Origin of the sequence: Wolbachia endosymbiont of Armadillidium arcangelii (assembly GCF_040207875.1) — a bacterium.
GTDB lineage: Bacteria > Pseudomonadota > Alphaproteobacteria > Rickettsiales > Anaplasmataceae > Wolbachia.
The window spans coordinates 676,532-699,701 of the sequence record NZ_CP157942.1 but is presented as its reverse complement, the minus strand read 5'-3'; the positions used below and the strand labels follow the sequence as shown (position 1 = coordinate 699,701).

General features: G+C 34.1%; 24 protein-coding genes and 1 pseudogene. 14 read left to right on the top strand and 11 right to left on the bottom strand.

Annotation, left to right across the window (positions count from 1 at the left end; genetic code table 11):
- Window positions 1-413: 413 nt before the first annotated feature.
- Entirely contained in the window at window positions 414-1,940 is a 1,527-nt protein-coding gene (locus ABLO99_RS03450) for an ankyrin repeat domain-containing protein (protein WP_349968288.1), read from the bottom strand.
- Between the two features lie 40 nt (window positions 1,941-1,980).
- Here ABLO99_RS03450 and glpX point away from each other — a divergent pair, with 40 nt between their 5' ends.
- From glpX to ABLO99_RS03435, 3 genes are all read left to right on the top strand, one after another.
- A complete protein-coding gene (gene glpX, locus ABLO99_RS03445; RefSeq protein WP_349968448.1) occupies window positions 1,981-2,895 on the top strand; it encodes a class II fructose-bisphosphatase in 915 nt (304 codons plus the stop codon).
- A gap of 142 nt (window positions 2,896-3,037) precedes the next feature.
- On the top strand, window positions 3,038-3,607 hold the full coding sequence (locus tag ABLO99_RS03440) for a hypothetical protein (protein WP_349968286.1): 570 nt from the start codon (window positions 3,038-3,040) through the stop codon (window positions 3,605-3,607).
- A 17-nt stretch (window positions 3,608-3,624) separates the two neighbouring features.
- Window positions 3,625-4,398 carry a hypothetical protein gene (locus tag ABLO99_RS03435; RefSeq protein ID WP_349968284.1) on the top strand — a complete coding sequence of 258 codons (774 nt, stop codon included), beginning with the start codon at window positions 3,625-3,627 and terminating at the stop codon, window positions 4,396-4,398.
- Window positions 4,399-4,507: 109 nt separating this feature from the next.
- Here the strand turns inward: ABLO99_RS03435 and ychF are convergent, their stop codons facing one another.
- Window positions 4,508-5,602, bottom strand: coding sequence for a redox-regulated ATPase YchF (gene ychF / locus ABLO99_RS03430; RefSeq protein ID WP_349968283.1), 1,095 nt, complete (start codon window positions 5,600-5,602; stop codon window positions 4,508-4,510).
- A 105-nt stretch (window positions 5,603-5,707) separates the two neighbouring features.
- On the opposite strand from ychF, the gene ABLO99_RS08670 reads away from it, so the two are divergent.
- From ABLO99_RS08670 to ABLO99_RS03420, 3 genes are all read left to right on the top strand, one after another.
- Entirely contained in the window at window positions 5,708-5,986 is a 279-nt protein-coding gene (locus ABLO99_RS08670; protein ID WP_410543677.1) for a hypothetical protein, read from the top strand.
- Window positions 5,971-6,855 carry a hypothetical protein gene (locus tag ABLO99_RS03425; protein ID WP_410543676.1) on the top strand — a complete coding sequence of 295 codons (885 nt, stop codon included), beginning with the start codon at window positions 5,971-5,973 and terminating at the stop codon, window positions 6,853-6,855. Before ABLO99_RS08670 ends, ABLO99_RS03425 begins: the two co-directional genes overlap by 16 nt.
- 438 nt (window positions 6,856-7,293) lie before the next feature.
- The gene (locus tag ABLO99_RS03420; RefSeq protein WP_349968282.1) at window positions 7,294-8,454 is read left to right on the top strand and encodes a CCA tRNA nucleotidyltransferase; all 1,161 of its coding nucleotides are present in this window, start codon (window positions 7,294-7,296) and stop codon (window positions 8,452-8,454) included.
- On the opposite strand, the gene ABLO99_RS03415 is transcribed toward ABLO99_RS03420, so the two are convergent.
- The 6 genes from ABLO99_RS03415 to ABLO99_RS03390 all read right to left on the bottom strand — a co-directional run bounded on the left by ABLO99_RS03415 (window position 8,447) and on the right by ABLO99_RS03390 (window position 14,032).
- Window positions 8,447-9,043, bottom strand: a complete 597-nt coding sequence (locus ABLO99_RS03415; RefSeq protein WP_349968280.1) for a hypothetical protein — start codon at window positions 9,041-9,043, stop codon at window positions 8,447-8,449. The two genes, ABLO99_RS03420 and ABLO99_RS03415, sit on opposite strands and share 8 nt — an antisense overlap.
- Window positions 9,040-9,872, bottom strand: a protein-coding gene (locus ABLO99_RS03410) for an IS5 family transposase (RefSeq protein WP_349968279.1) whose coding sequence is annotated in 2 segments (ribosomal slippage) — window positions 9,040-9,506 and window positions 9,506-9,872 — 834 coding nt in all. Because the reading frame shifts where the segments join, the coding sequence is not laid out codon by codon here. The genes ABLO99_RS03415 and ABLO99_RS03410 overlap by 4 nt, the downstream gene beginning before the upstream one ends.
- 33 nt (window positions 9,873-9,905) lie before the next feature.
- Window positions 9,906-11,477, bottom strand: a complete 1,572-nt coding sequence (locus tag ABLO99_RS03405; RefSeq protein WP_349968277.1) for a hypothetical protein — start codon at window positions 11,475-11,477, stop codon at window positions 9,906-9,908.
- A gap of 117 nt (window positions 11,478-11,594) precedes the next feature.
- Window positions 11,595-12,128 (bottom strand): HK97 family phage prohead protease, encoded by a 534-nt coding sequence (locus tag ABLO99_RS03400; RefSeq protein WP_047758710.1) that lies wholly within the window; start codon window positions 12,126-12,128, stop codon window positions 11,595-11,597.
- Between the two features lie 446 nt (window positions 12,129-12,574).
- A complete protein-coding gene (locus ABLO99_RS03395) occupies window positions 12,575-13,423 on the bottom strand; it encodes a hypothetical protein (protein ID WP_349968275.1) in 849 nt (282 codons plus the stop codon).
- A gap of 249 nt (window positions 13,424-13,672) precedes the next feature.
- Window positions 13,673-14,032, bottom strand: a complete 360-nt coding sequence (locus ABLO99_RS03390; RefSeq protein WP_047758708.1) for a hypothetical protein — start codon at window positions 14,030-14,032, stop codon at window positions 13,673-13,675.
- Window positions 14,033-14,191: 159 nt separating this feature from the next.
- Between ABLO99_RS03390 and gap the strand changes: the two genes are divergently transcribed.
- Together gap and tatC are read left to right on the top strand one after the other, a co-directional pair.
- Window positions 14,192-15,163: a type I glyceraldehyde-3-phosphate dehydrogenase gene (gap, locus tag ABLO99_RS03385; RefSeq protein ID WP_047758707.1), complete on the top strand. Its 972-nt coding sequence runs from the start codon at window positions 14,192-14,194 to the stop codon at window positions 15,161-15,163.
- Between the two features lie 3 nt (window positions 15,164-15,166).
- Window positions 15,167-15,916 (top strand): twin-arginine translocase subunit TatC, encoded by a 750-nt coding sequence (gene tatC / locus ABLO99_RS03380; protein WP_349968273.1) that lies wholly within the window; start codon window positions 15,167-15,169, stop codon window positions 15,914-15,916.
- A 408-nt stretch (window positions 15,917-16,324) separates the two neighbouring features.
- Here the strand turns inward: tatC and ABLO99_RS03375 are convergent, their stop codons facing one another.
- Window positions 16,325-16,546, bottom strand: coding sequence for a hypothetical protein (locus tag ABLO99_RS03375; RefSeq protein WP_349968270.1), 222 nt, complete (start codon window positions 16,544-16,546; stop codon window positions 16,325-16,327).
- A 125-nt stretch (window positions 16,547-16,671) separates the two neighbouring features.
- On the opposite strand from ABLO99_RS03375, the gene ABLO99_RS03370 reads away from it, so the two are divergent.
- Together ABLO99_RS03370 and ABLO99_RS03365 are read left to right on the top strand one after the other, a co-directional pair.
- Entirely contained in the window at window positions 16,672-16,923 is a 252-nt protein-coding gene (locus ABLO99_RS03370) for a hypothetical protein (protein ID WP_047758704.1), read from the top strand.
- Window positions 16,920-17,192, top strand: a complete 273-nt coding sequence (locus ABLO99_RS03365) for a type II toxin-antitoxin system RelE/ParE family toxin (RefSeq protein WP_349968446.1) — start codon at window positions 16,920-16,922, stop codon at window positions 17,190-17,192. The genes ABLO99_RS03370 and ABLO99_RS03365 overlap by 4 nt, the downstream gene beginning before the upstream one ends.
- Before the next feature lie 105 nt (window positions 17,193-17,297).
- Here ABLO99_RS03365 and ABLO99_RS03360 read toward each other — a convergent pair whose 3' ends face one another.
- Window positions 17,298-18,095, bottom strand: coding sequence for a YgfZ/GcvT domain-containing protein (locus ABLO99_RS03360; RefSeq protein ID WP_047758702.1), 798 nt, complete (start codon window positions 18,093-18,095; stop codon window positions 17,298-17,300).
- A 120-nt stretch (window positions 18,096-18,215) separates the two neighbouring features.
- On the opposite strand from ABLO99_RS03360, the gene ABLO99_RS03355 reads away from it, so the two are divergent.
- From ABLO99_RS03355 to ABLO99_RS03340, 4 genes and pseudogenes are all read left to right on the top strand, one after another.
- On the top strand, window positions 18,216-18,506 hold the full coding sequence (locus tag ABLO99_RS03355) for a co-chaperone GroES (protein WP_349968267.1): 291 nt from the start codon (window positions 18,216-18,218) through the stop codon (window positions 18,504-18,506).
- Window positions 18,507-18,596: 90 nt separating this feature from the next.
- Window positions 18,597-20,255 (top strand): chaperonin GroEL, encoded by a 1,659-nt coding sequence (groL, locus tag ABLO99_RS03350; protein WP_349968265.1) that lies wholly within the window; start codon window positions 18,597-18,599, stop codon window positions 20,253-20,255.
- Between the two features lie 262 nt (window positions 20,256-20,517).
- A complete protein-coding gene (locus ABLO99_RS03345) occupies window positions 20,518-20,919 on the top strand; it encodes a protein-disulfide reductase DsbD domain-containing protein (RefSeq protein ID WP_349968263.1) in 402 nt (133 codons plus the stop codon).
- Window positions 20,920-20,948: 29 nt separating this feature from the next.
- A pseudogene (locus tag ABLO99_RS03340) lies at window positions 20,949-21,786 on the top strand (IS630 family transposase).
- Window positions 21,787-22,234: 448 nt separating this feature from the next.
- Here the strand turns inward: ABLO99_RS03340 and ABLO99_RS03335 are convergent.
- Window positions 22,235-23,149 carry a P44/Msp2 family outer membrane protein gene (locus ABLO99_RS03335; RefSeq protein ID WP_349968445.1) on the bottom strand — a complete coding sequence of 305 codons (915 nt, stop codon included), beginning with the start codon at window positions 23,147-23,149 and terminating at the stop codon, window positions 22,235-22,237.
- Window positions 23,150-23,170 lie beyond the last annotated feature (21 nt).

Genomic DNA, 23,170 nt, shown 5'->3' with positions numbered 1-23,170 from the left:
CTTGCAAACCGGCTTTGAGGGGCCTTCCCTCATCTACTGCACAGCTTCTACACTTCTTGTGTTTCTACGGCGCACAATCATCACAGTCTTCGATTTCTTTTTTAGTTACAACTGGATTAGTACTAACTTGATTAAGTAGCCAGCCGCTGGCATACCCTCCCTATTCCTAATGATGTCTTGCAATACTATACTTAGTCTGTGTCATTTCTCCTTAACGTCAGCAAAAGCTATATACTAAGTCTGGAATTGTTTGTCAATACAGTTCTTTATTGAAAAATATAGCTCACATTTTTCTTGGTCTTGTTTTCTTCCTGCTGCTCTCCAATATTGGCCTGATTTTTTCAAATTGCTCTCGATTTATATCACTTGTTTTGCATAGATATACCTCATTCTTAATCTATGCCTATTTTACCTCATGATCTAGAGATTCTTAACAGGTTTGAATTTACACATTCAACCTTATTTTCTCTCATTTCTCTATAACTTGGCAATGTAGAACTTGCTATATGCAATCCGGTTACTATTGCAATCAAGGTAGCTGCAACACTACAAACTACTGCACCAGCTACAGATGGAACCATTACAGCAGCAGCAACAAACAATCCTGTAATAACAACTCCAACAACATCTTTTGCTAATGAGGTGTAAAAATCCTTTGTGCTTTCTTTATATTTAGTTTCTTGTTCATTGCTTGGCTTGGTAGTTTGATCAGTACCTGTGTTCTCTTTCTCTACATGAGGTGTGTTTTTCTTCTCTATTGATGATTCAAGCAATTTAATTATTGCAATATTTGAGTAGTATTTACGATGATTAGAATTGTTGGGATCTCCTTTAAACTCAGAATCTATTTTAACTTTTTCTCTAAGTGATAATTTTTCCTCTTCAATTATTTCTAGAAGATTTCTTATGCCATCTTCTGGTATACCTGTCATATAATCTAAAAGTAGTTTAACTCTTGGCACATTACCATCCATAATGGCGTCACTCAAAGCCTGAACTTTTTCTTGTTCAGTAAAAAACTCTCTTGTTATCAATAGCACCCTCATAATGTCAGTTTTTTCATTGCAAGGAGCTGTATTAAGAGCATCTAGTATTTTCGCATGATCTATGTAATCTAAAAATACCTCAAACTCTTGAACTTTACTTTCATTAATGGCGATAGACAAAGCATTTGATTTTTTTTCTTGATCAAATTTACCGCTATTCAAAAATATCTTTATAACGTCAAGTTGTTCACCTACCACAGCGTAATCCAATACGGTTTTAGAAGCAGTATCTCCAATGTCAATTTTAATGTTTGACTTAGCGAGCAATTCAATAGTTTTGAGAAATGTATCATGATCGTTTACAATATCATCTTTCCCTGGGCGGAGGATATCTATAAATAAATCATAAATCTTTGCATCTGTTGTCCCACTTTGTTTTAGCTTCTCACCAAATTCCTGAGCAGTTATGTTAGGGTTGCTAGCTACAATTTTCCTTATCTTGTTGTATGACGTAGAAAATTGATCATCTTCATTTTTGTTGCTAGGTTCTGCTCTATCTTCTTCTACATTAGGTGTGTTTTTCTCCTCCTCTTCCTCGTTTGCAGCAGCTACTTGTTCTTGCTCAGGAAGCTTGAACCCATTTTGGAGGAGAAAACCACTAACGCTTGAGTTATCATTTTCATCTGCAGATTTTAGAAGTAAGTCTCCTAATGAATGGCCTCCTTCACATTTATCTTGAAAATTAACTTCCTTCCACTTTGGTTCTTTTTGCAAATCTTCAAGGCTGGTAATTTTGTAACCGTATTTATTGCTATTCATTATACTCTGACATATCTTTGGATATAACTCTCTAATATCATCATTACTATACGGCATAACTGCAATCCCACTACTATAAATATAACTTATTATACCAGTTCCATCAAAGTCAGTCAAGTAATCTTGCAGTCTCAAATGGCATGATATATATTGATTTATGATTCTCGAGCAAATGATGGAAGATTTAGCCTACAAGTTAGTGAAAGTGACTGAAGCTGCAGCACTTGCTGCACATAAATTGGCAGGATTAGGGAATGAAAAAAAGGCCGATCAGGTTGCAGTTGATGCAATGCGGAAGGTGCTAAACTACATGGAAATAAATGGTACGATTGTGATAGGCGAGGGGGAGAGGGACGAAGCACCGATGCTATATATTGGAGAAAAAGTTGGCACAGGAAGTGGTCCTGAGATTGATATTGCAGTTGATCCACTTGAAGGCACTACGATTTGCGCTCATTATAAACAAGGAGCAATGTCCGTTCTTGCTGCAACGAAAAAAGGCAATTTTTTACATGCACCTGATGTTTATATGGAAAAGATAGCAGTAGTTCCAGAGGGTGTAGTCTCACTAAAAAATAGCATTGAGAAGAATCTAGACAATTTAGCCAAGGCAAAAAAATGTAAAGTAAATGATCTTACAGTAACTATACTTAATCGTGAAAGGCATGATGAATTGATACTAAAAATCAGGAATTTAGGAGCAAAAATTAAGCTAATAGATGATGGTGATGTTGCGGCCGTAGTTTCACTAATAAATGGCAATCACGATATGTACATTGGCACAGGAGGAGCACCAGAGGGAGTGCTTGCAGCTGCAGCGCTAAGTTCAATCGGTGGACAGATGGAGGGAAGATTAATATTTGACACGGATCAATTAAAAGAAAGAGCAAAAAGTCTGAATATTCATGACCCAGAAAAAATCTACACCATAAAAGATATGGTAAGAGGTGAATCAGTTTTTATCGCAACTGGAGTAACAAGTGGAGAATTTGTGGATGGAGTAAAATTTAGCCAAGATATTTGTCTGACTCATTCATTAATAATATTGCCTGGTAAGGTAATAAAAATACAAACAAAATCAATATCTTGAACATTTATTAATTGAAAATTTTTTGTAGAAGCTATCTATAGCTGTCCTATAAAAAAATGAGTTTACATATTAATTTTAGCTTTACAACATTTGGCATTAAGTTATAGTTAAGTTTATATAGTAATATAATAAGAGGTATGGAATGTTTAGTTGGTTATTTACCAATAAGTCTGAGGAAAACAATAATTTTCTTCCTAAAGGAAAAGAAAACGTAGTTACCCCACCTCCTAAAACAAATTCTCAAATTGATCCTGCAATGCAGAGTGTACTCCGGGATTTTGAGAAATTAGATTATAATGATAATAAGTGTTTTAACAAAATAGCAGAGAAGTATAAAAAAGAGAGGGGCCTTTTTGACTATGTAGTGTTAAATAAGTACAATAAAATAGTCAATATATTAGATAATAAGCTTCCTGATCTCAAAAAACAAGAAGAGTTTAGAAAGAGATTGGGTGAGTATATTCATTCTAGGATTAGAGAAGGGATGAGTTATGGAGAAAAGCTTCAAGATAAACTTGAGTTTTTCAAAGATAATGTAGAAGAAGTATTATCAGATTTTGAAAAATTGAGGTTCAATTTTGAGAGCAATAAATGTGAAGACTCTAATGATTCTGTAAATTATAATGGCGGCCGTCCGGCAGATCCGTTTGATAAAATAGCAAATTATTATCGAAGAAAAAAGGATATTTTCTTTTCAACTATGCGATATTAAGTAAGCAAAAAGAAATAATGAATATATTAGATAAGAAGTTTACTAATGAAGATCAGAAAAAGAATTTTGAAAATAGGTTAGGTAGGTATCTTCTTCGAATTAATGAAGGGATGAATGATGCAAAAGAATTGCTAGGGGAAGATAATCTAATAGGTTTCTTTGATGGATGTTATTGGCCAGATGAAAAGGCAGGGCGTTTTGTTAATCATTATAATAATCTTAGTATAAATATTATTAAACCTGGACAGAGTTTAGAAACCAGCCGTCTTTTCACTGACAAAATTGAAAGGATGGAAAAGAATAAAAATGAGGTAGAAAGAGTAAAAATACACAGTAATGGTAAAAGAATCGTAACGATTGAAAAGAATGAAAAGCAACAAAGAAACTACTGCTTTGAAGAAGATGCAATATGCAACTTGGAAATTAGATGGGGTGCAAAAAATGAGAAAGTTAACTGCTTTATTAGTTTAAATGTAAATTCTGGGAAAATTGAGATTGGGAAGGCAACTATTAATGATAAAGATGTTGAATTAGACGAAATTTTGAAATTAGCTGAGCAAAACGAAGATGTGCTTATAGAAGGTAAAGCTTTACATGAGTTTTTAGCAGAATATCTGAAACAAGATGTACAATCGCAGGAAGAGATAATAAAGAGATGTGATGAAACCCCTGGAAGTAAACTTGATAACGTAAAGATAGGGCGATTCTCTTTCTCTCCCTTATCTGAAGAGGAGATAGATGAAGAAGAGATAAGAAAATTTCGTATTGCAAGATTATATGACTGGCTTTGATGGAACTGGTATAATAGATTATATTTATAGTAGTGGGATTGCAATTATGCCGTGTAGTTATGAAAATTCACGGGCTGCATCAGGAAGGTGCTAAGGATTTGTGTATTAATTACAAATTAAACCTAAAGTGCATTATATCACCATCTTGCACTATATAGTCTCTGCCTTCGAAGCGAATTTTGCCTGCATCTTTACAGGCTGATTCGCTTCCATATCTTATATAGTCTGCAAAGCTTATCGTTTCTGCTTTTATAAAGCCTTTTTCAAAATCAGTGTGAATTACACCTGCTGCTTTGTCAGCTGTTGATCCTATTTTTACTGGCCATGCACGTGCTTCTTTAGGGCCCACAGTAAAGAAAGTTATCATACTCAGCACTTCATACATAATACGCGCTACTCCATCAAGTCCTGATTCTTGTAAGCCAAATTCTGATAAAAAACTCTGTTTTTCTTCTTCGCTACCAAGATTTGCAATATCTGCTTCAAGTTTTGCTGAAATGCAATAAAATTTGCTTTTATTTTCTTCTGCCATTTTTTCCACCCTTTTAGATAGTTCATTACCAGTTATGATATGCGTATCTTCAACATTACAGACGTACATAACAGGTTTTGTTGTCAGCAATTGAAGCGACTTCATTTCAGTGTCATCCGCGTTTTCCAAGCTTCTTGCAGGCTTACCAAGTTTTAAGGTAGCTAAAACTTCCTGAGTCAACTCAAGCTGTTTCTTTAGTTCTTTATCACCTTGCTTTGCTTTTTTTTCAAGTTGTGGTAGCCTTTTTTCTATACTGTCAATATCAGCTAGAATTAATTCCATTTCCACCACTTCAGCATCTGATATTGGATCTATTTCATTGTGCACGTGGCTAATGTCGTTGTCTGTAAAGCATCTGAGCAGATGAACGATAGCATCAACTTCTCTGATATGACTCAAAAACTTATTTCCGAGCCCTTCACCTTTGCTCGCACCTTTTACCAGGCCTGCAATATCCACAACTTCTAATTGATTGTAGATTATTTTCTCTGAGTGAGCAATTGCGGCGATTTGTTTTAAGCGTTGATCTCTTATTGGCACTTTGCCAACATTTGGCTCGATTGTACAGAAAGGATAGTTTGCAGCTTCCGCTGCACTTGACTCTGTAAGCGCATTAAATAAGGTTGATTTTCCTATATTTGGCAGTCCAACTATGCCACAATTAAAGCTCATATTTACTATATAAAACTATAATTATTGCATAATTAAAAAATTTTTGCTATACTTAATTAGTTATTAACAATTTTATTAGTATATAGCTTAAGTAAGGTAAAAATTATGATTATAGCTGAGAAACAAAAATTACCAAACAATCCTCTTGATGTTGATGCAAAAAGGCGCAAGATTTCAGGGAGTGATGTAGAAGAAGAACTTTCTAATAGCCAAGTAGTTAAATATGATACTGTGGGTGATGGCAACTGCTTTTTCCATGCAGTGTTTGGTGATAACAGCTCCGGTTCATATAAGGCTGAAAGAGCGCAAGATATGAGAATGGAATGGCACAAATTTTTAAGTCGATTTACATCTTTAGGTATGCAAGTATGCCAGCTCCTTTAAAAGATCAGCTAGAAAAGGTTTTTAATATGTTTTTTAATAAGCCAGGGGATTTAACTGGCAAGTCTGATAAAATAAAGGAGCTGGTTGAGCAAACAAATAGGAAAATTGAAAATGCTGAAGGTAATGTGAAGAGGTTAGTAAGTAAAGCTGTTAGCAAATTTAATATATCGCATGATCAGGCTATGTCTAATCTAAGTGAATATGCAGAAGCTCTTTATGGCATTGGTGAAAATGACTATAATGCCGAATATAACAGTGATTTTATTACATGCTTATTTCTTAATGAGCCTGAGCTCTACCGAGCTTATCTAGAAGCAATAGAAAGTAAAAGTTATTTTCCTTTCATTGAAGAAGTTCAGGTATTAGCTTCTTTAGCTAACATTGAAATTAATGTCCATTGTGAAGTTAGCGGTAGAGAAAAGTTTGAACCAAATCCTGAAATGATACAACTAAATCAGGTATGTAATCGTGAGAGTTATAAATTAAACGATAAGTTATGGGGTAGTAAAGAGCGAGAAACAATATATCTTGGGGGGAATCATTACTCTAGAGCTAAGGTTGTAACTAAGGAAGTTCAAGAGCAAGAAGACTTTCTATTAGCAAAACAACTTCAGATAGATGAGATCTTAGAGTATTGTAACCTTCCAAAGGATATCTCTGAGAGGGTAGAAATTGAGAAGAGGTTTGATGAATTATTGAGAGAAAATCTTGGAGGAAGAGTTCACGATGTTATAGAGCAGTGCGTTAGTGATATAAAGCAGCGCATAGAGCGCTCTGAGAAGCAGAAGTTTTTGAGTCCATCTTGTAGTATGGAAGAAGCAAAAATACAAGGACTATCTAGTCAACAGCAACAAATACTTGTGAAATAATAGCTCTATTCAGAAGCATGGTTAATGTGTGAAGATTTAAGTAAAAGTGGTGTTATTCAAACTTTTCTATCTAATGCTTAAGCTTAGATGTTTTTATACGATACAATGGTGTCATCCCAGTGCTTGACACTGGGATCCAGGAATTTTATTAAGTTGGTAAGCAGAAAAGTAGCCGTTTTATGTTAAAATACAACATTTTGATGATCATGAAAAAACTGGATTCCAGTGTCAAGCACTGGAATGACACCGTTTGCTACGCGAATTGCCTACAAACCACAATGTTCGTACAGTTGTGTGTCTGGACACTGGGTTTGTTGTAGACTTACTTTTACTTTGCCTACCTTATTTTACCACTCTCCTGCCTATATATTTTTATATGGGGCTTTTTGCAAAAATTTTGCATTTTGTGTAACATGATCTTCAATGTGTATAACCTAAATGCGAATTGATCACGAAACTAGTGTAATTATTGATGCTATAGAGAAATTTGGTGGTGAGGCAAGGCTTGTTGGTGGGTGTGTTAGAGATTCAATTTTGCAGCGTGACGTTCACGACATTGACCTTACTACCAATCTTCTGCCTGATCAAGCAATTGAAGCGTTAAAACTCCGTAATATAAAAACTATTCCAACTGGCTTAAAACATGGAACTATCACTGCAATCTTAAATCAGAGGTTTTTTGAAATTACGACACTAAGGCATGATGTAAAGTGTGACGGTAGGCATGCAAAGGTAGAATTTACCAATGATTGGCAAGCTGATGCTTCAAGGCGCGACTTTACGTTTAATGCTCTTTATGCAGACAAGCATGGCCATATATACGATTACTTTGGTGGCACTCAGGACTTGAAGGCGCGAAGGTTAAACTTTATAGGCAACGCTGAAGATAGAATTAAAGAAGACTATCTACGTATTTTAAGAGCATTTCGTTTTCACGCTAAAATATGCATAGGAGATTTAAGTGATGAAATATTAGATGTATGCAAAAAATATTCACACATGATCCAAAATCTTTCTGGAGAGAGAATAAGAGAAGAAGTATTTAAATTGCTGGAGTGCAATGATCCTGTTCCAACACTTAAGAGCATGCAAAAATCTGATGTTCTACAAAAAATTATTCCAAAAGAAGTAAAATGTGAAATTTTATTCTCAAAACTTCTTCTCGGCGCTGATGCATTAGTAAAATTAGCGTTGCTTCTTAGGACTGCCGGAAGTCTTGGAGAAGACGTGAGCAAGTTTTTACGTCTTTCAAATAAGCAAAAGAAAAAGCTATTATTTTTACTATCGAGCAATATCAAAACAGAGCTTTCAGAGAAAGAGCAAAAAAAATACATATCTTTATTTGGTATAGAATTATATTGTGATTTAATGAAGATTTGTGGTATTGAGTCTGAAACAAATGTTGATGAATATATTTCATTTGCTAATACATTCAATATTCCAAAATTTCCTTTATCTGGCAATGATTTAATAAGTATAGGTCACCAGCCAGGAAAAAGTTTGGGTAGGAGTTTAGAATTGCTAAGACAACACTGGGAAAACAGCTCCTACACTTTAACAAAAGAGGAGCTGATACTTTATGCTAAAAGTTTTATTTAGACGTTGCTGCTTGCTTCATACTTAACAGAGTACTATTAGTGTGACTCATGGAAGAACTAGGCTTTTTAGCTTTTTCTGTTAATTGGTATTCATTTTTTTCTCCTGGAATTTTACTGCACATTTTCTGGTCTGGAGATAAAAATTTATCTCTAATACTTAATGCCAGTTGTAATCCTTGAATCTTATTTGAAAAACAATTCATTCTACCTTGCGTTAGCTCCTTCACAGTAACTTCTCTGACTAAATCATTACTGCTATTATTTCTGCCGCGAAAATCTTGCAAGACAGAATCTGTGATTGCAGCAGCACCTTTTTCATCCCACCTTAATTTTTTCATGCATTCATTAATAGAAGGTAATAACTTATCTTTTAACATTCCATCTAGTAGTTCTTTACCTATATTTTTTCCAATTTTACAATGTTCGTTGACAACTTTTTTAACCTGAGTTTCTATGATCTCCCTTGCGGATTGTTTCAAATTGCTTTCTAATAATTCAAGCAGCTTACTGCTTTCAAATTTACCATCATCTTGATTTGATAGAGACTTGATAATTTCATTAAGAGGTTGTCCACAAACCATTAAATTCAAGCATATTCCCTACTTAACATAACTTTACTCATAGCCAGATATATGAAACTTTCAGTAGATGTTGTAAGTAAATCGTACTCCTTTGATAGCCTTCTATTTCTATTGATCCAAGCAAAAGTCCTCTCTACCACCCACCTTCTCGGTTGTACTGCAAATCCAGGATCCCGTTGTGGCAATAGTTCTGGTGGTGTATCTTTATGCACCCAAAACCTACATGGAGGTCTTTTCACAATTTCAATATCTATCCCATGTTCTTCCTCTATATGGGTTTTTAAATCTTTTCCTTGGTACCCCATATCAGCCCACATTTTCTTAATATTGCTGTATTTTTCTTTCATATTGTCCAATACCATCTTCACCCCATCTCTGTCATTTTCGCTTGCAGCTCCTACATAGCAACCAAGCACAAATCCTTGAGTATCTGTGATTATATGTCTTTTTCTCCCATTTACTTTTTTTGCACCATCATAACCTTTGACCCCCCTTTTTCCGTGATTTTTACCGATTGACTATCCACTATGCATGCGCTTGGCTCCTCACTTCTTCCCATTTTTGACCTACTATATTTAGTGATATCATAGTTCACTTTCTCAAAAATCCTCTGCTTTTTCCATCTTCTAAACTGTTCATGCACAGCCTTCCACAACGGAAAATCGTGTGGTAAATTGCGCCATTGACATCTTGTGCGCAGTACATAAAGAATTGCATTCAGTATCTCACACTTACTGTATTTTGGCGGCCTTCCTCCTTTCTTATACGATACCCTGAAGTGTTTTTCTATTCGGGACCATTCCCTTTTACTTAAATCTGTTGGATATTTTTTCCTCATCTCTTACCTCAATATTCTGCCTTTATATACTACTTATTTCTTGATTTGTGGACAACCTCTAAGCACGTTATGGCAAAAGTGTTTCTTTTCAAATTCAGGAAAACTTTTTTTCAACTCTTTATTTTGATCAGATAAAAAGGCATCGAGGTTCTCATTCTTCAAAAGCTTGTTAGACAATTTTGAAAGAGTTGATTTGGTAGTTGACTTTGCAATAGATACTCTACTCATTGTATCTAGCTCTTTAGCTTTTGTTTGCTCTTGTGTATCTTCTGTTAACTTTCCATTTTGTTGTTCACCTCCAGCTGTTGAATTTTCAATTTTCTGTATTTTTAACTCGTAATTTTCTCCAAGTGTTTCTGAATGTGCTTGAATCGATGATAGTGCAACACTGTGCGAAGATTCTAATTTTTTCCTCAATTTATCTATTTTAACCAATAGACCTTCTTTTTCTTCCTGTAGTTTTTTAATATCAATTTTCGATTGATCTTCTGCTTGCTTCCGTTCCTTTTGTAACTGCTCAATTTGCTTCTCTTGCTTTGCAAGTTCTTCTTTTAACATTTCTGTTAGATCAAAAGAAGTTTCCTTTAAGCTATCATCTATTCCAGCTGATTCCCACTCTTTACTTTCTTCTAATGTCCGTACTTGTTCTTGTAACTTGGTAACTTCATTTTCTAACCTCTTGTTCTCTTTTTCAGCAGCACTTAACTTACTACTTGAATCTTTTAATTTATCTTCTAAATCAATTTTCTCTCTCTCCAATTGTTGTTGAGCGCTTTGTAATTGAACAGTCAATATATTTACATTTGATTGTAGAGTTTCTTTTTCTCGACTTAAGTTACTAATTTTGCTTTTTAACTTACTCTTAAGTTCTATTACTTCTGTTTGTAGGGTTTTATTTTTATCATTCATTGCTTTTTTATCTTGTTCTAAAGCTTTATTTAATTGCGTTAAGCTGCTTATTTTTTCGTCTTTTTTTTCCATCTCTACTAAATTTTCCTTTATTTGTTCTTCATGTAATTTTTCTATTTGATTTGTAACGCTTTTTAGTTCTACATAATCACTTTCAAGTTGTGATCTTAATTGCTCAGTTTCTTCTGACACTGAATCATTTATGGATATTGTTTGTGGTCCATTATCCCAAAGGAGTTCGTTTTGATTATCTACCTCTTCTTCATCCACCTCAATATCAGAGCAGTCTTCATCAGTGGATTCACCACTTACTTTGAAATAAACTCCTTCATCTTCACTCTCTTCTTTTGTAACTTCAGGAACTTGAACACTTTCATCTACTGTTATAAGACCGTCTGTTTGCGTTGCCATATATTGAAATGTAGTTTCATCTTCACTCATTATCTCACTCTGAATCTCTTGTGCTACAACTTCAGGAACTTGAATACTTTGATCTACTGCTTTAAGAGCATCAGTCTGATCTGCAATAACTTTATTGTAATATAGGATATTCTCTGCCCATTTACTCCATCTCTTTGGCAGTATTCGTCCAATTGTTTTTAGATATAGCCAAGCAAGCACAGTAGATAAGCTGTATTTTTTTTCCTTTTGTTTAATATTAATTTTGTAGTTAACTATATTGTTAGTATTCAGCATAAAATTACCTCATTTTCTTACTTTGAAATTTTTAATGGTAATAAAATTATATATATTTGTATTAATATTAAATAAATATTAATACAAATGTAAAACTATGGTAAAGTTTTACACACTTCAAGCAGAAATACACGTGTTCGTAAGCACAGAATTTGCTTTTTCTATTGCTCTTGCTAACATTTCTTGTTCATTGTGCTGATTTTTCACATTAATTACCTGAGCTGCCAAGTTTGCAGGAAAAGTGACCAAACTAACTTCCCATAATTCCACTTGCTTTAACACTCGAGCTCCGCTTTCACGATCAACATCATACTCTATAGGTATATAACCAATCGAAAGCCCGTTAATAGTCTCAGTTTTGAGCATTAAATATATTTCCTCTGCTTTTTGGATACCCAAAAGCAAATGTGCAGTTATATATAGGCCAACATCATTTTCGCAAATATCTATAATATTACCTATAGGTTCGCTTGGATTGTGCTGCCAAAGAAGTTTTATCTTGTTTTTATTTAAATTTTCCTTAAATGCTCCAGGCAATATCAGATCATTTTGCTTATCAACTATGTTAAAAACGCTCGCATAGCCAGAAAATACACCATTTTCTCCTATGCTTTTTATTGACAATGGTGAATAGAAAAATTTCTTATTCATAAAGCCTCCTGTAGTATTGGGAATTTTGTTTTGCAATACACTGCGATATAATTCTATTATATGCAGCGCTCTGAAAATGGGGAAGTACTTTTTTTAGTTATAAAATTTGTCGTTTTATATACAGAAGGGTAGGGGAGCTAGTCAACAAACTTTCCTGTGAATTTTCTAATTCTTGTGTGTCCATCACTACCCCACTATTAAAGCTTAAGTGTAAATGATAAGGTAAATACTAGTATATTAAGGAAATATTTATTATATTAATATAATTACTTAAACTAACAATTAATCACTAAAAGAAAATAAATTGAGCTTTTCTAGACTGCAAAATCCAGCTGTATGATTTGCAATTAGTAGGTTAAGTTACAACTATATGAACATTATAGATAATTTGCGTAGTAGATCCCAGTGTCACCTGGGATCATAATAAAGGAGAAAGTAGGAAAGAGCTATATGTTCTGTCCTTGCATATTTTGTTGTTCAGTGGTAGCGTTTTCCAAATTTGTAGAGATAGTAGCAAACATCCTTCTCGCTAAAGCCGTTGACAATGCAGCACCAATTCCAGCTCCAGTTGCAGCTATAAAACCAGGGCCTAATAATTCCATATTTGTTTCAGCGCTGCTGCTAGTTATATTGTTAATTAACATCATCGCGCCTGCTCCTAAAGCTGCTACTAACCCAATCCTCGATGGTTTACTTGTTGCATCAAGAGAATATTGTACTACTTCTCTAAGCCCTGAATTCCTGTTTTTTAACGCTACTGCTATTGATGCTGGTAACATGACCATTATTGGCATGGATAATAGTCCTCCAAGTGTTGTACCAATAATTTCACTCACTTTTGATTTTCCAAGATTCACTCCTAAGGCTGTTATACCTAATGCTCCAATTGAGGTGATAATCCTTACATTTCTCTCTTCCATTTCTCTCACATGCGCCTCATATTGTATTGCAGCTTCTGCTAACGCTAACCCAATACTATTTGGTTGCTGTGGAATCTGATTTACTCGCCCTAACTCTTGTGAAGTTTTCCCTCCAATACTTTTGACGGCATCTTCTAAGTCTAACAATGATCTGTTATTTAACCTTACGTTATCTTGACTATCACAAAGGATAATGTAGCCTAAAATTGGCATTCTCAGATCACTCATTTCTATATCATCATTAATATGATCTTTTAATTCATCAATAATCTTTAATGCTCGCTCTTTCATATCTTTTTCCTCTTCTGCATTAATTGGTGCAAGTATGAAAAAAATTATTCCAAGCAACTCTTGTTGTAAGTTTTTTAAATCCATGATAATTACCATTAATATTTAGTTAAATAATATAGTGCTATAGTTACTTAATCAAGTTAATTATTAAGATATTAAAGAATAAAATACCAAAGAGTAATATCCTTAGCCGTAAAATACAAAAATAACTGACGGGTTCTTTATAATTAGAAATATTAAGGAATTTACTAAATAAAAAAGGTAAAAGAAGCCCTAATTGTTATCTACTTTTCAGAGTCAGCTATTTAGCTAACTCTGAAGAGTAGGAAAGAGCTATATGTTCTGTCCTTGCATATTTTGTTGTTCAGTGGTAGCATTTTCCAAATTTTGTGAAGATTCAAATTCTTCTTGCATATCCAGTATGTCTTCTATTACTTGCTGATCTTCATCTCTTTCTTCTAATTGAAATGCTGCTGCTTCTTGAGGTGCTTCTAGCAGTTTTTTTAATATTTCTGTGCGCAGTTTCTCTGTTATTGATTTCCACTGTAGCATTACTAGCATTTCATTGTGCAGCACTGACATTTTCTGTAGTGTTTTCACTTTTTCTGACAGTCCTTTATTTTCTTTTTGCAATGCTTCTATTTTTCTTTGCTGATACTGATTATCTGAATTTGTCATTGGTAATCCATGCATAACCTACTCCAAGTTAAAATTTAGATATTATTAATTAAGTGATACAGTTTCTTTAGTCAAGATAAGCATCAATATATTATAACATTAGGATTAACAACTAAAAGAATAGAATGAAATATCAGGCAATATTCCCTATAATTAAACTTTTAAGATGGAAAAATGACAATTCGTGTAGGAATTAATGGTCTTGGTAGAATAGGCAGAAGTGTATTGCGTGCTATTTTTGAAATAGAAAAATATGGTGAGCAAATAGAAGTCGTAGCTGTAAATGGGTCACTCAGTGCTGAGCAGCATGCACATTTGATTAAATATGACTCTGTTCATGGTAAATTCAGTGGTGATATTGATTTTAACGAGTCTGGAAATTGGCTATCTATAAATGGTAAAAAGTTTTCTTTATATAGAGAACGGAATCCTGAGAATATTCCTTGGAATGTTGATGTGGTACTTGAATGCACTGGTGCATTCAACAAGCGTGCGAAAGCAGCAAAGCATAATGCAGAAAAAGTAATTGTCTCTGCTCCAGTTTCAGATGCTGACGTAACTATAGTTTACGGCGTAAATAACGATATGTTCAAAAAGGAGCATAAAGTGATCTCAGCAGGTTCTTGTACTACAAACTGTCTGGCTCCAATTGTACACGTTTTACATTTTAATTTAGGTATAAAAAGCGGTTTTATGACCACTATACATGCCTATACAAATGATCAAAATATTCTTGATGGCAATCATAAAGACTTGCGCAGGGCAAGGGCTTGTGGCCTGTCTATGGTGCCAACTACAACTGGGGCAGCAAAAACTATTGGTTCTGTTATTCCTGAGTTAAAAGGAAAGCTAGATGGCACTGCCATTAGAGTTCCAGTTAGCAATGTTTCTATGGTTGATTTTAAATTTACGACTGATACGAAGGTAACAGTTGGAAAAATAAATGAAATGTTTAAGAATTCAGCAAATCATGTACTTTCCATATGTAAAGAACCTTTAGTTTCAATAGACTTTGTTCATAACCCTTATAGTGCAATTGTGGATTTAGCTGGTACATATGTCACAGGTGATATCTGTAGAGTTGCAGCGTGGTACGATAATGAATGGGCTTTTTCACTAAGGATGTTAGACATAGCATTATTGTAAAGTATGAATACAAAATATGCTTCATTTTATGAGCACTTTGCGGAACTCAGAAAAAGGGTTATTTTTTGCTTTCTATTTTTTTGTGTTACTTTCGGTTTTTGTTACTACTTTAAAGAAAATATATACCGTTTTTTACTTGCACCTTTAATAGAAGTTACAAAAGATAGCGATGATTTTTCTCTAATCTATACAGACTTAACAGAAGCGTTTTTCGTATATCTCAGGGTTGCAATAATGAGTACACTTTTGTTTTCTTTTCCTGTGTTTGCATGGCAATTCTATATGTTTCTAGCACCTGGGTTATATAAACGCGAAAAGGCAGTGTTATTGCCATACTTAATTGCAACACCAGTTTTGTTTATAACGGGAGCTGCTGTAGTTTATTACTACATATTTCCCTTGGCCTGGAAATTTTTTATTGCTTTTGAACATAGTGGAAAGTCTTTCGGTATACCGATAGAGTTTATGCCATCAGTTAGTGAATATTTAGACCTTGTTCTCCAATTCATGTTTGCGTTTGGTACCGCATTTCAAATTCCAGTCATACTCACCTTAATGGTGAGGGTAGGGCTACTCACTGCACAAAGTTTGTCAAATAAACGCAGAATTGCAATAGTGGTAATTTTCATTATTGCCGCAATCTTAACTCCACCTGATGTACTAAGCCAAGTAGGGCTTGCAATTCCAATGCTGGTATTATACGAGCTCTCTATCCTAATATGTAGATATATTGAGAAGAAAGCAAAGGATTGAATCAAGAATATTAGCTATAAAAAAAGGATGAACACCAGAGCGCTTTTTCTTGCTTGAGTATATTAACATTGATAGTGGAATTATGTAAATTGCCCTTTACTAGCTACCTTATGGGCATCCCGGCGAGACAAAGTCTACCGAAAATTAACAGTAGTCACAAGGCGTTAGACCAAATTAACATTAGTGTAGTAATCAAAAATGACCTAACAGTCATTAGTATCGAAAATTACATAATGTATATTATGGAAAATATAAGCAACACAAGCTTTCAGCAAGAGAAAATGCAATTTTTGCTCTTCTCAAACAGCATAAAAAAGTGCCTGTTGCACCTCCAGATTAGCATCGAAAAATGCTCAAGTACTAATAACGCGTAAACTACGTATTCCACTGGATTATCAACTGAGTTATTCACAATGTTGTGAATAGCCCCAACACCAAGCGATTAACACTGCTAAAGAGCAGCCACAGATAGTTTTTGCTACCATCTTCTCTCTTTACTGATATTAAATACTCGCAGCATGCCTTGAAAGGATGTATAGTTTCACAATTTCTGTGGCAATCATAATGTGGATCGTATGCCCTAAGTATCGATGGAATCAAATCTTGTTTAGGTTTTAAATCATTTACCATAATATTTTCCTTAAAGTATTAATACTATATCGATAATAGTATAATTACTTTTCAGATACGTTTTTTTTATTGAAAATTTCAGAAAAATGTTGTATAGTTATTACTATACTTTTTTGGTAAAACTTATGGCAGATTCAAGATTTAGTATAACTTTCAGCAAAGAAACTTCGAAGTGCCTTACTGGACTTGCTGAAGTAAGAAACAAATCTGTAAAAGAATTAACAGAGAAGTTAATGCAACAAGCAATTGAACTTGAGGAAGATAGAATACTAATCGAGCGTGCTGCTGAGCTTGATGTTCCAGGCACGAAAAAGATTAGAAGCGAGGATATAAACTGGGATACAGTATTAGCTAAAAGAGTTGAGGGTACAAACTGAAATATAAGATTACTTATTTAGAAAACGTTGTTAAGAAAGATTTCCCTACTTTATCGTCACCAATCAAGAAAAGTATTATAAGAGCTATAGACGAGCGAATTGCAGATGAACCAATGAAAGTTGGTGCACCATTGCTCTACGAACTTAAAGGGCACAGAAGGCTACAAGTTAGCGATTATCGTATTATCTATACAGTAGACATTGCAGAGTGCGAAGTAACTATCACTTCAATAAAACACAGAAAAGAATCTTATAGGAAGAAAAATTAAAGTCAGTTATACTACAAATTTACCTGCAATACTGCCACTCCTCCTAACATTTGATTTATAGCTAGCCAGCAATCTAAATTGGTAAACACGAAAAATTGATTCCCATTATAACGTCTTAATGCTAACTCCACCTGCATATAAATTTGCATGGCTTTTTTCAGTATTAAGCAATGCAAGTCCAATATTGTCCACACTAGAGCGCAGTTCCCCTACTTCTTCATTATTTTCACTAATTACTTTAGTGCCAATATTTGGAAGTGCATTTTCTCCCTCAACGAGGTAAAGTTTCCTTCTGAATGCTTCTTGTCTGCTCATTCGATTTACAACTTCCTGACCTATATAGCACCCTTTATTAAAGCTTATGCCATTTATCTTATCAATTAAGTATTGCAGCGGGAATGACGAATTTTGCACCATATCTTTCGCTCCATCTGCAATAAGATTTTGAATTCTAACTTTTTCATATTGAGTAAAATCTCCAGCTAATTCCTTTATTTTACCCTTATGTATAATCCTCATTCCTAAAGATCTATGTCTTGGATCTTGGAAAATAACTTGCGATTCATTACTATCCTCCACTAATTTAGTATTAAACAAGACTCCAACCTCATGCAACGAACTAACATCTTTAATCCTCACTCTCAAGTAAGTTTTGAGCAAATCTAGTTTTTCAATTATTTGCTGCAGATGAGTGTTTTCACACTCAAGAAAAATATATTTGTCATACTCAATAAGAAAAAAATCGTATAGGTATTTTCCCTGAGGGCTAAGTAATAAAGAGTAAATAGCCTTTTGACTATCCAACTTATTGATATCATTTGTTATAATATCCTGCAAAAAACCTCTTGTATCTGGTCCATATAAAGATATTACACCACGATTTGGTAGCGGTATGTAACCCATAAAACTTCTATTCAAACCTTAAATTATACACTTTTTCTTGTATCTTACTAACCCCAACCCTTGAAATGTAACCTTTAGATGACTACATAGAATTGTAGGTTAGTTAATGAGGAAAGACAAATGTCAAACGTAAACTTAAGTGTATTAGATGATAGTGTATTAGTAAAGCCTATCAACGAAGAAAAACAAGGTGGAATTGTACTTCCGTCAAGCGCTGAAAAGAAGCCTACTAAAGGTGAAATTATAGCAATTGGCAGTGGTTCACGCAACTCAAGCGGAGAGCGCGTAGCTTTAACTGTAAAAGCTGGTGATAAAATATTCTATCGCCAATGGGCTGGAACAGAAGTAGAGCATGATAATGAAAAGTATATCGTAATGAAGGAGTTAGATATACTCGCTGTTATCAAATAGTTATCTCTATTTTACTAAATTAATGCGCTATATAAGTGCATTATGTATTTTAATATTTTAAATTTTTTATTAATTTAAGGGGTGATAAAAATGGCTAATATAGTAGTATCAGGCGAACAGTTACAAGAAGCCTTTCGTGAAGTTGCAGCAATGGTTGACTCAACGGTAGCAGTAACTGCAGGACCTAGGGGAAAAACAGTAGGAATTAGCAAGCCATATGGTGGACCAGAAGTCACAAAAGATGGCTATAAAGTAATGAAAGGCATAAAGCCTGAAAAACCATTACACGCTGCAATAGCAAGCGTTTTCGCTCAAAGTTGTTCTCAATGTAATGACAAAGTTGGTGATGGTACAACAACGTGCTCAATACTAACTAGCAATATGATAATGGAAGCTTCAAAGTCAATTGCAGCTGGAAATGATCGTGTTGGTATTAAGAATGGAATACAAAAGGCAAAAGATGTGGTATTAAAAGAAATTACGTCGATGTCTTGCACAATTTCTTTAGAAAAAATGGATGAAGTTGCACAAGTTGCAGTAATTTCTGCAAATGGTGATAAAGATATTGGTAGTAGCATTGCTGATGCTGTTAAAAAGGTTGGAAAAGAAGGTGTTATCACTGTTGAAGAGAGTAAGGGTTCAAAAGAATTAGAAGTCGAACTTACAACTGGTATGCAGTTTGACCGCGGTTATCTCTCTCCATACTTTATCACAAACAATGAAAAGATGAGCGTGGAGCTTGATGATCCATATTTATTGATTACGGAAAAAAAACTTAATATTATTCCACCTTTACTTCCTATTCTTGAAGCTATTTTCAAGTCTGGTAAACCTTTGTTTATCATTGCAGAAGATATTGAAGGTGAAGCATTAAGCACTTTAGTGATCAACAAATTACGTGGTCTAAAAGTTGCTGCAGTAAAAGCTCCAGGCTTTGGTGATAGGAGAAAGGAAACGCTCGAAGACATAACAACTTTAACAGGTGCTAAGCATGTCATAAAAGATGAGCTTGGAATCAAGATGGAAGATTTAACTCTTGAAGATCTTGGTACTGCTAAAAATGTTAAAATCACTAAAGACAATACTACAATTGTTAGTGAAGACAGTGACTGTGATAAACGAAACAGAGTAAATGCTAGAATTAACCAGATTAAGTCTCAAATTGAAACTTCAACCTCTGATTATGATAAAGAAAAGCTAAGAGAACGTTTAGCAAAATTATCAGGTGGTGTTGCTGTTCTTAAAGTTGGTGGAGCGACCGAAGTAGAGGTAAAAGAACGTAGAGATAGAGTCGAAGATGCACTGCATGCAACAAGAGCTGCAATTGAAGAAGGTATAGTTCCCGGTGGTGGAGTTGCACTTCTTTACGCTGCATCTGCTCTTGATAAGCTAAAAGGTGCAAGTGATGAAGAGCAAATAGGTATCAACATTGTCAAAAAAGTTCTCAGTGCTCCAATCAAAAGATTGGTTAAAAATGCTGGTCTTGAATCTGCTGTTATCATTGATTATCTAATTAAGCAGAATGATAAAGAGCTTATATACAACGTTGAAACTATGAACTATGCTAATGCATCAACAGCTGGTGTAATTGATCCGGCAAAAGTAGTTCGTATTGCTTTTGAAACAGCAGTGTCTGTAGCAAGTGCACTCATTACTACGGAATCTATGATAGTTGATCTACCAAACAAAGAAGACAATGCTTCATCACCTATGGGTGCAGGAGCAATGGGTGGAATGAATGGATTCTAAATAAATAAAACAAGCCTTGGAGCAACTTGCTCCAAGGTATCTTTCCAGTTCTCGGAAATCTTACATTTATTAAAGATAGTAAGTTTGGTGCAGAAATGCACTACTATTTATATTCGTTATATTGTGACTGCTTAACAATAAAAAAATAACATGTGAAAATTATACTTGTATTAGTATAATACTATATTAATAAATAATTTATATAATATTATTTATTATAACAGCTAAAATTCAAATTATTTTCTTCGTAAATAGAGTATTTATGAAAATACGTATACATTCAATGCTACTTTTGCTTTTTTTTTGCACTCAATTGCATGCTGAAGAAGAAGTTGCAAAATTTGATCTGCTCATTGGTAAAGTAAATGAAGCAAATCTCGCCATTGAAGGCGCAATAAAGGTTACAATAAAACCGGGTTGGCATATATATTACAAAGATAATGGAGATTTCGGCCTTCCCACTTCCTTTGATTGTAAGGGTAACACATCAAATATAGATATCCATTGGCCTACTCCCAAGGAACATGAAGATAAAGTAGGACAAATTACATTTGTTAGTAACGTATATGAAGATATGGTGTTATTTCCCTTTAAAACTAATATAGTTCCAAATCAGGAATACGTTGATATTATAGCTCTTTTCATAATAGTACAAACGAGGTAAAATAAGATTTTATAGTAGTGAAGGTAAGTATGCCAGCAGCATATAGTTATGATTTAAGAAAAAAAGCAATGGAATCACTAGAAGAAGGATAAAGCAGAGAAGCAGTGGCAGCAAGATTTAAAATTGGAAGAACTACGTTATGGGAGTGGCAGCAAAGAAAAAAAGAAACAGGAGATTTTCAGTCAAAAAAACTTGGAAATGGAGGTTATAATCACAAAATTACTGACTGGAATAAATTTACTGAATTTGCTAAAAAATATGGTGGAAAAACTCTATCGGAAATGGCTAAGCTTTGGAGCAATGTTAGTATCCCAACGATTCATCGAGCTCTTAAAAAAATTGGACTCACACGCAAAAAAAGACATATGGATACAAAGAAAGGGACGAAGAAAAACGCGCTGAATTTTTGAAAATTATAGCAACAAAAGAACCTCAAAACTTAGTTTATATAGATGAGTCTGGCATTGATAACACCGAGGACTACCCTTATGGATATTGCCAGAAGGGACAGAGGTTTTATGCTCTAAAATCTGGTAAAAAAATTCAACGAATCAGTATGATTGCAGCCTTAAACGGCAGAAAAATAGTTGTTCCGTTAACATTTGAAGGCCACTGTAATATGTTAATAAATGGTTTGAGCAGTTTTTGACACCGATCTGGACAAACTTTGATAATGCTACTTTTCATAAGTCTAATAAGATTACTGAATTTGCTAAAGGAGTTGGCGCAGAAATTTTATATCTACCGCCTTATTCTCCCGATTTTAACAAAATTGAGCATCATTGGTTTGCTATAAAAAACAGAGCTAGGAAAAACATCCCTCTATTCACATCTTTTCGTCATGCTGTTGATTCCGCTTTTCTATAAGCTTTTCGGACTATTATGAAAAGAGCTATAACTTTCATATAAAGTATGCAATATGTAAAGATAGGTGTATCCCTAAAAATGCTGAGGTAAAAACCAGGCAACCGCTAAAGGATTTTATAGACTCTGATATCAATAAACTCATAAATGAGTGGTATGAAAAATAGAGTTCTCAGTGGGCAAGTAAGGCAATAGTTTAAAAATATTATTCCTGCTAATTTTTGAACAGATTGTTTAGTGGCTTTAGCTAATTCAATAAGCTGTTGTGAAGTTTCTGGGTTGACTAACCTTTGATAAGTTCTACCAAAGTTTATGGGTAATTATACAGCATTTTTCTGAATTTTTTTAATAAAGAATTTGCAGATCAAATAATAAAAGGCATGAATTTTTTCATAAGGTATCATAATTTAGGAGAGTTTGCTAATTTAAGTTGACGCCATTGCCTGTATTACTAAAAATTAAATATCAAACCAGCTTCAATATTATGAGTGGATATGTCGTCTGCAACAGGTGTTGGAATATTAAAGTAACGATAGCCGAGAAAGGTTTTAACTTCTGGAATTATTGAATAATCAACACCAAGCTTTATTTGATAAGCAAACCAAGGAACATTAAGTGGCATTACATTTTGGGGTGATCCATTAATCTTTTTTAATCTAAAAACTGTTGGTCCTATACCAAGACCAATGTACGGGGCAAATTGCGTATTTTGAATGTTAGGGTTATAATAGAAGTTTAATAAAAATGCAGACACACTTGCTGATTTATCAAATACCGGAGGAGAATTACTATTTTCAATATTAACTTTAGAATATATGGTCTCAAAATCAACTCGGCCATTTTCTCCAGCATAGTAACCTAAAGATATGCTGTTAAGCCACTGGAAATCAACCGTACCATTATCCAGAATTTTCTCAATTTCCCTTGTTGCTATATTTTTCACGATAATGTTAATGTAATGATCCTCTTCGATCAAGTTTAGGATTCTTTTTCCTATTGCTTGTATACCCTTTACAAATGTTTCTGAATTATCATGGTATACCTTACCACCGTTAGCGCTAACATAAAAATCAAGTTTTTTTGATTTCTTTTTTGTAGGCTCAGCTTGATCTGCAATACGTGGCCACATATTTTTCTGATCAGCTGCTTGGAAAATAGAAGGTGAATTACTTTCAAGTTCTTGACATTTTATTGGTATTTCTTTTTCAGCAACCTCTTCAGAATGTATCACACTTTCATTATTGTCTGTTTCTAATTTTAAGGGTTGCGCTTGCTCAATGTGTGTATTGTTACTGACATAAGCAATAAAAAAATAGACACATGTAATGAAAATGAAAAATAAAGTAATAGATATTTTATTCATCACCAATGAATTGTTATTTATAGC

Coding starts and splice junctions, on each gene's coding strand:
- glpX (WP_349968448.1), top strand. CDS start 1,981: ATGGAAGATTTAGCCTACAAGTTAGTGAAAGTGACTGAAGCTGCAGCA.
- ABLO99_RS03440 (WP_349968286.1), top strand. CDS start 3,038: ATGTTTAGTTGGTTATTTACCAATAAGTCTGAGGAAAACAATAATTTT.
- ABLO99_RS03435 (WP_349968284.1), top strand. CDS start 3,625: ATGAATATATTAGATAAGAAGTTTACTAATGAAGATCAGAAAAAGAAT.
- ychF (WP_349968283.1), bottom strand. CDS start 5,602: ATGAGCTTTAATTGTGGCATAGTTGGACTGCCAAATATAGGAAAATCA.
- ABLO99_RS08670 (WP_410543677.1), top strand. CDS start 5,708: ATGATTATAGCTGAGAAACAAAAATTACCAAACAATCCTCTTGATGTT.
- ABLO99_RS03425 (WP_410543676.1), top strand. CDS start 5,971: ATGCCAGCTCCTTTAAAAGATCAGCTAGAAAAGGTTTTTAATATGTTT.
- ABLO99_RS03420 (WP_349968282.1), top strand. CDS start 7,294: ATGCGAATTGATCACGAAACTAGTGTAATTATTGATGCTATAGAGAAA.
- ABLO99_RS03405 (WP_349968277.1), bottom strand. CDS start 11,477: ATGCTGAATACTAACAATATAGTTAACTACAAAATTAATATTAAACAA.
- ABLO99_RS03400 (WP_047758710.1), bottom strand. CDS start 12,128: ATGAATAAGAAATTTTTCTATTCACCATTGTCAATAAAAAGCATAGGA.
- ABLO99_RS03395 (WP_349968275.1), bottom strand. CDS start 13,423: ATGGATTTAAAAAACTTACAACAAGAGTTGCTTGGAATAATTTTTTTC.
- ABLO99_RS03390 (WP_047758708.1), bottom strand. CDS start 14,032: ATGCATGGATTACCAATGACAAATTCAGATAATCAGTATCAGCAAAGA.
- gap (WP_047758707.1), top strand. CDS start 14,192: ATGACAATTCGTGTAGGAATTAATGGTCTTGGTAGAATAGGCAGAAGT.
- tatC (WP_349968273.1), top strand. CDS start 15,167: ATGAATACAAAATATGCTTCATTTTATGAGCACTTTGCGGAACTCAGA.
- ABLO99_RS03375 (WP_349968270.1), bottom strand. CDS start 16,546: ATGGTAAATGATTTAAAACCTAAACAAGATTTGATTCCATCGATACTT.
- ABLO99_RS03370 (WP_047758704.1), top strand. CDS start 16,672: ATGGCAGATTCAAGATTTAGTATAACTTTCAGCAAAGAAACTTCGAAG.
- ABLO99_RS03360 (WP_047758702.1), bottom strand. CDS start 18,095: ATGGGTTACATACCGCTACCAAATCGTGGTGTAATATCTTTATATGGA.
- ABLO99_RS03355 (WP_349968267.1), top strand. CDS start 18,216: ATGTCAAACGTAAACTTAAGTGTATTAGATGATAGTGTATTAGTAAAG.
- groL (WP_349968265.1), top strand. CDS start 18,597: ATGGCTAATATAGTAGTATCAGGCGAACAGTTACAAGAAGCCTTTCGT.
- ABLO99_RS03345 (WP_349968263.1), top strand. CDS start 20,518: ATGAAAATACGTATACATTCAATGCTACTTTTGCTTTTTTTTTGCACT.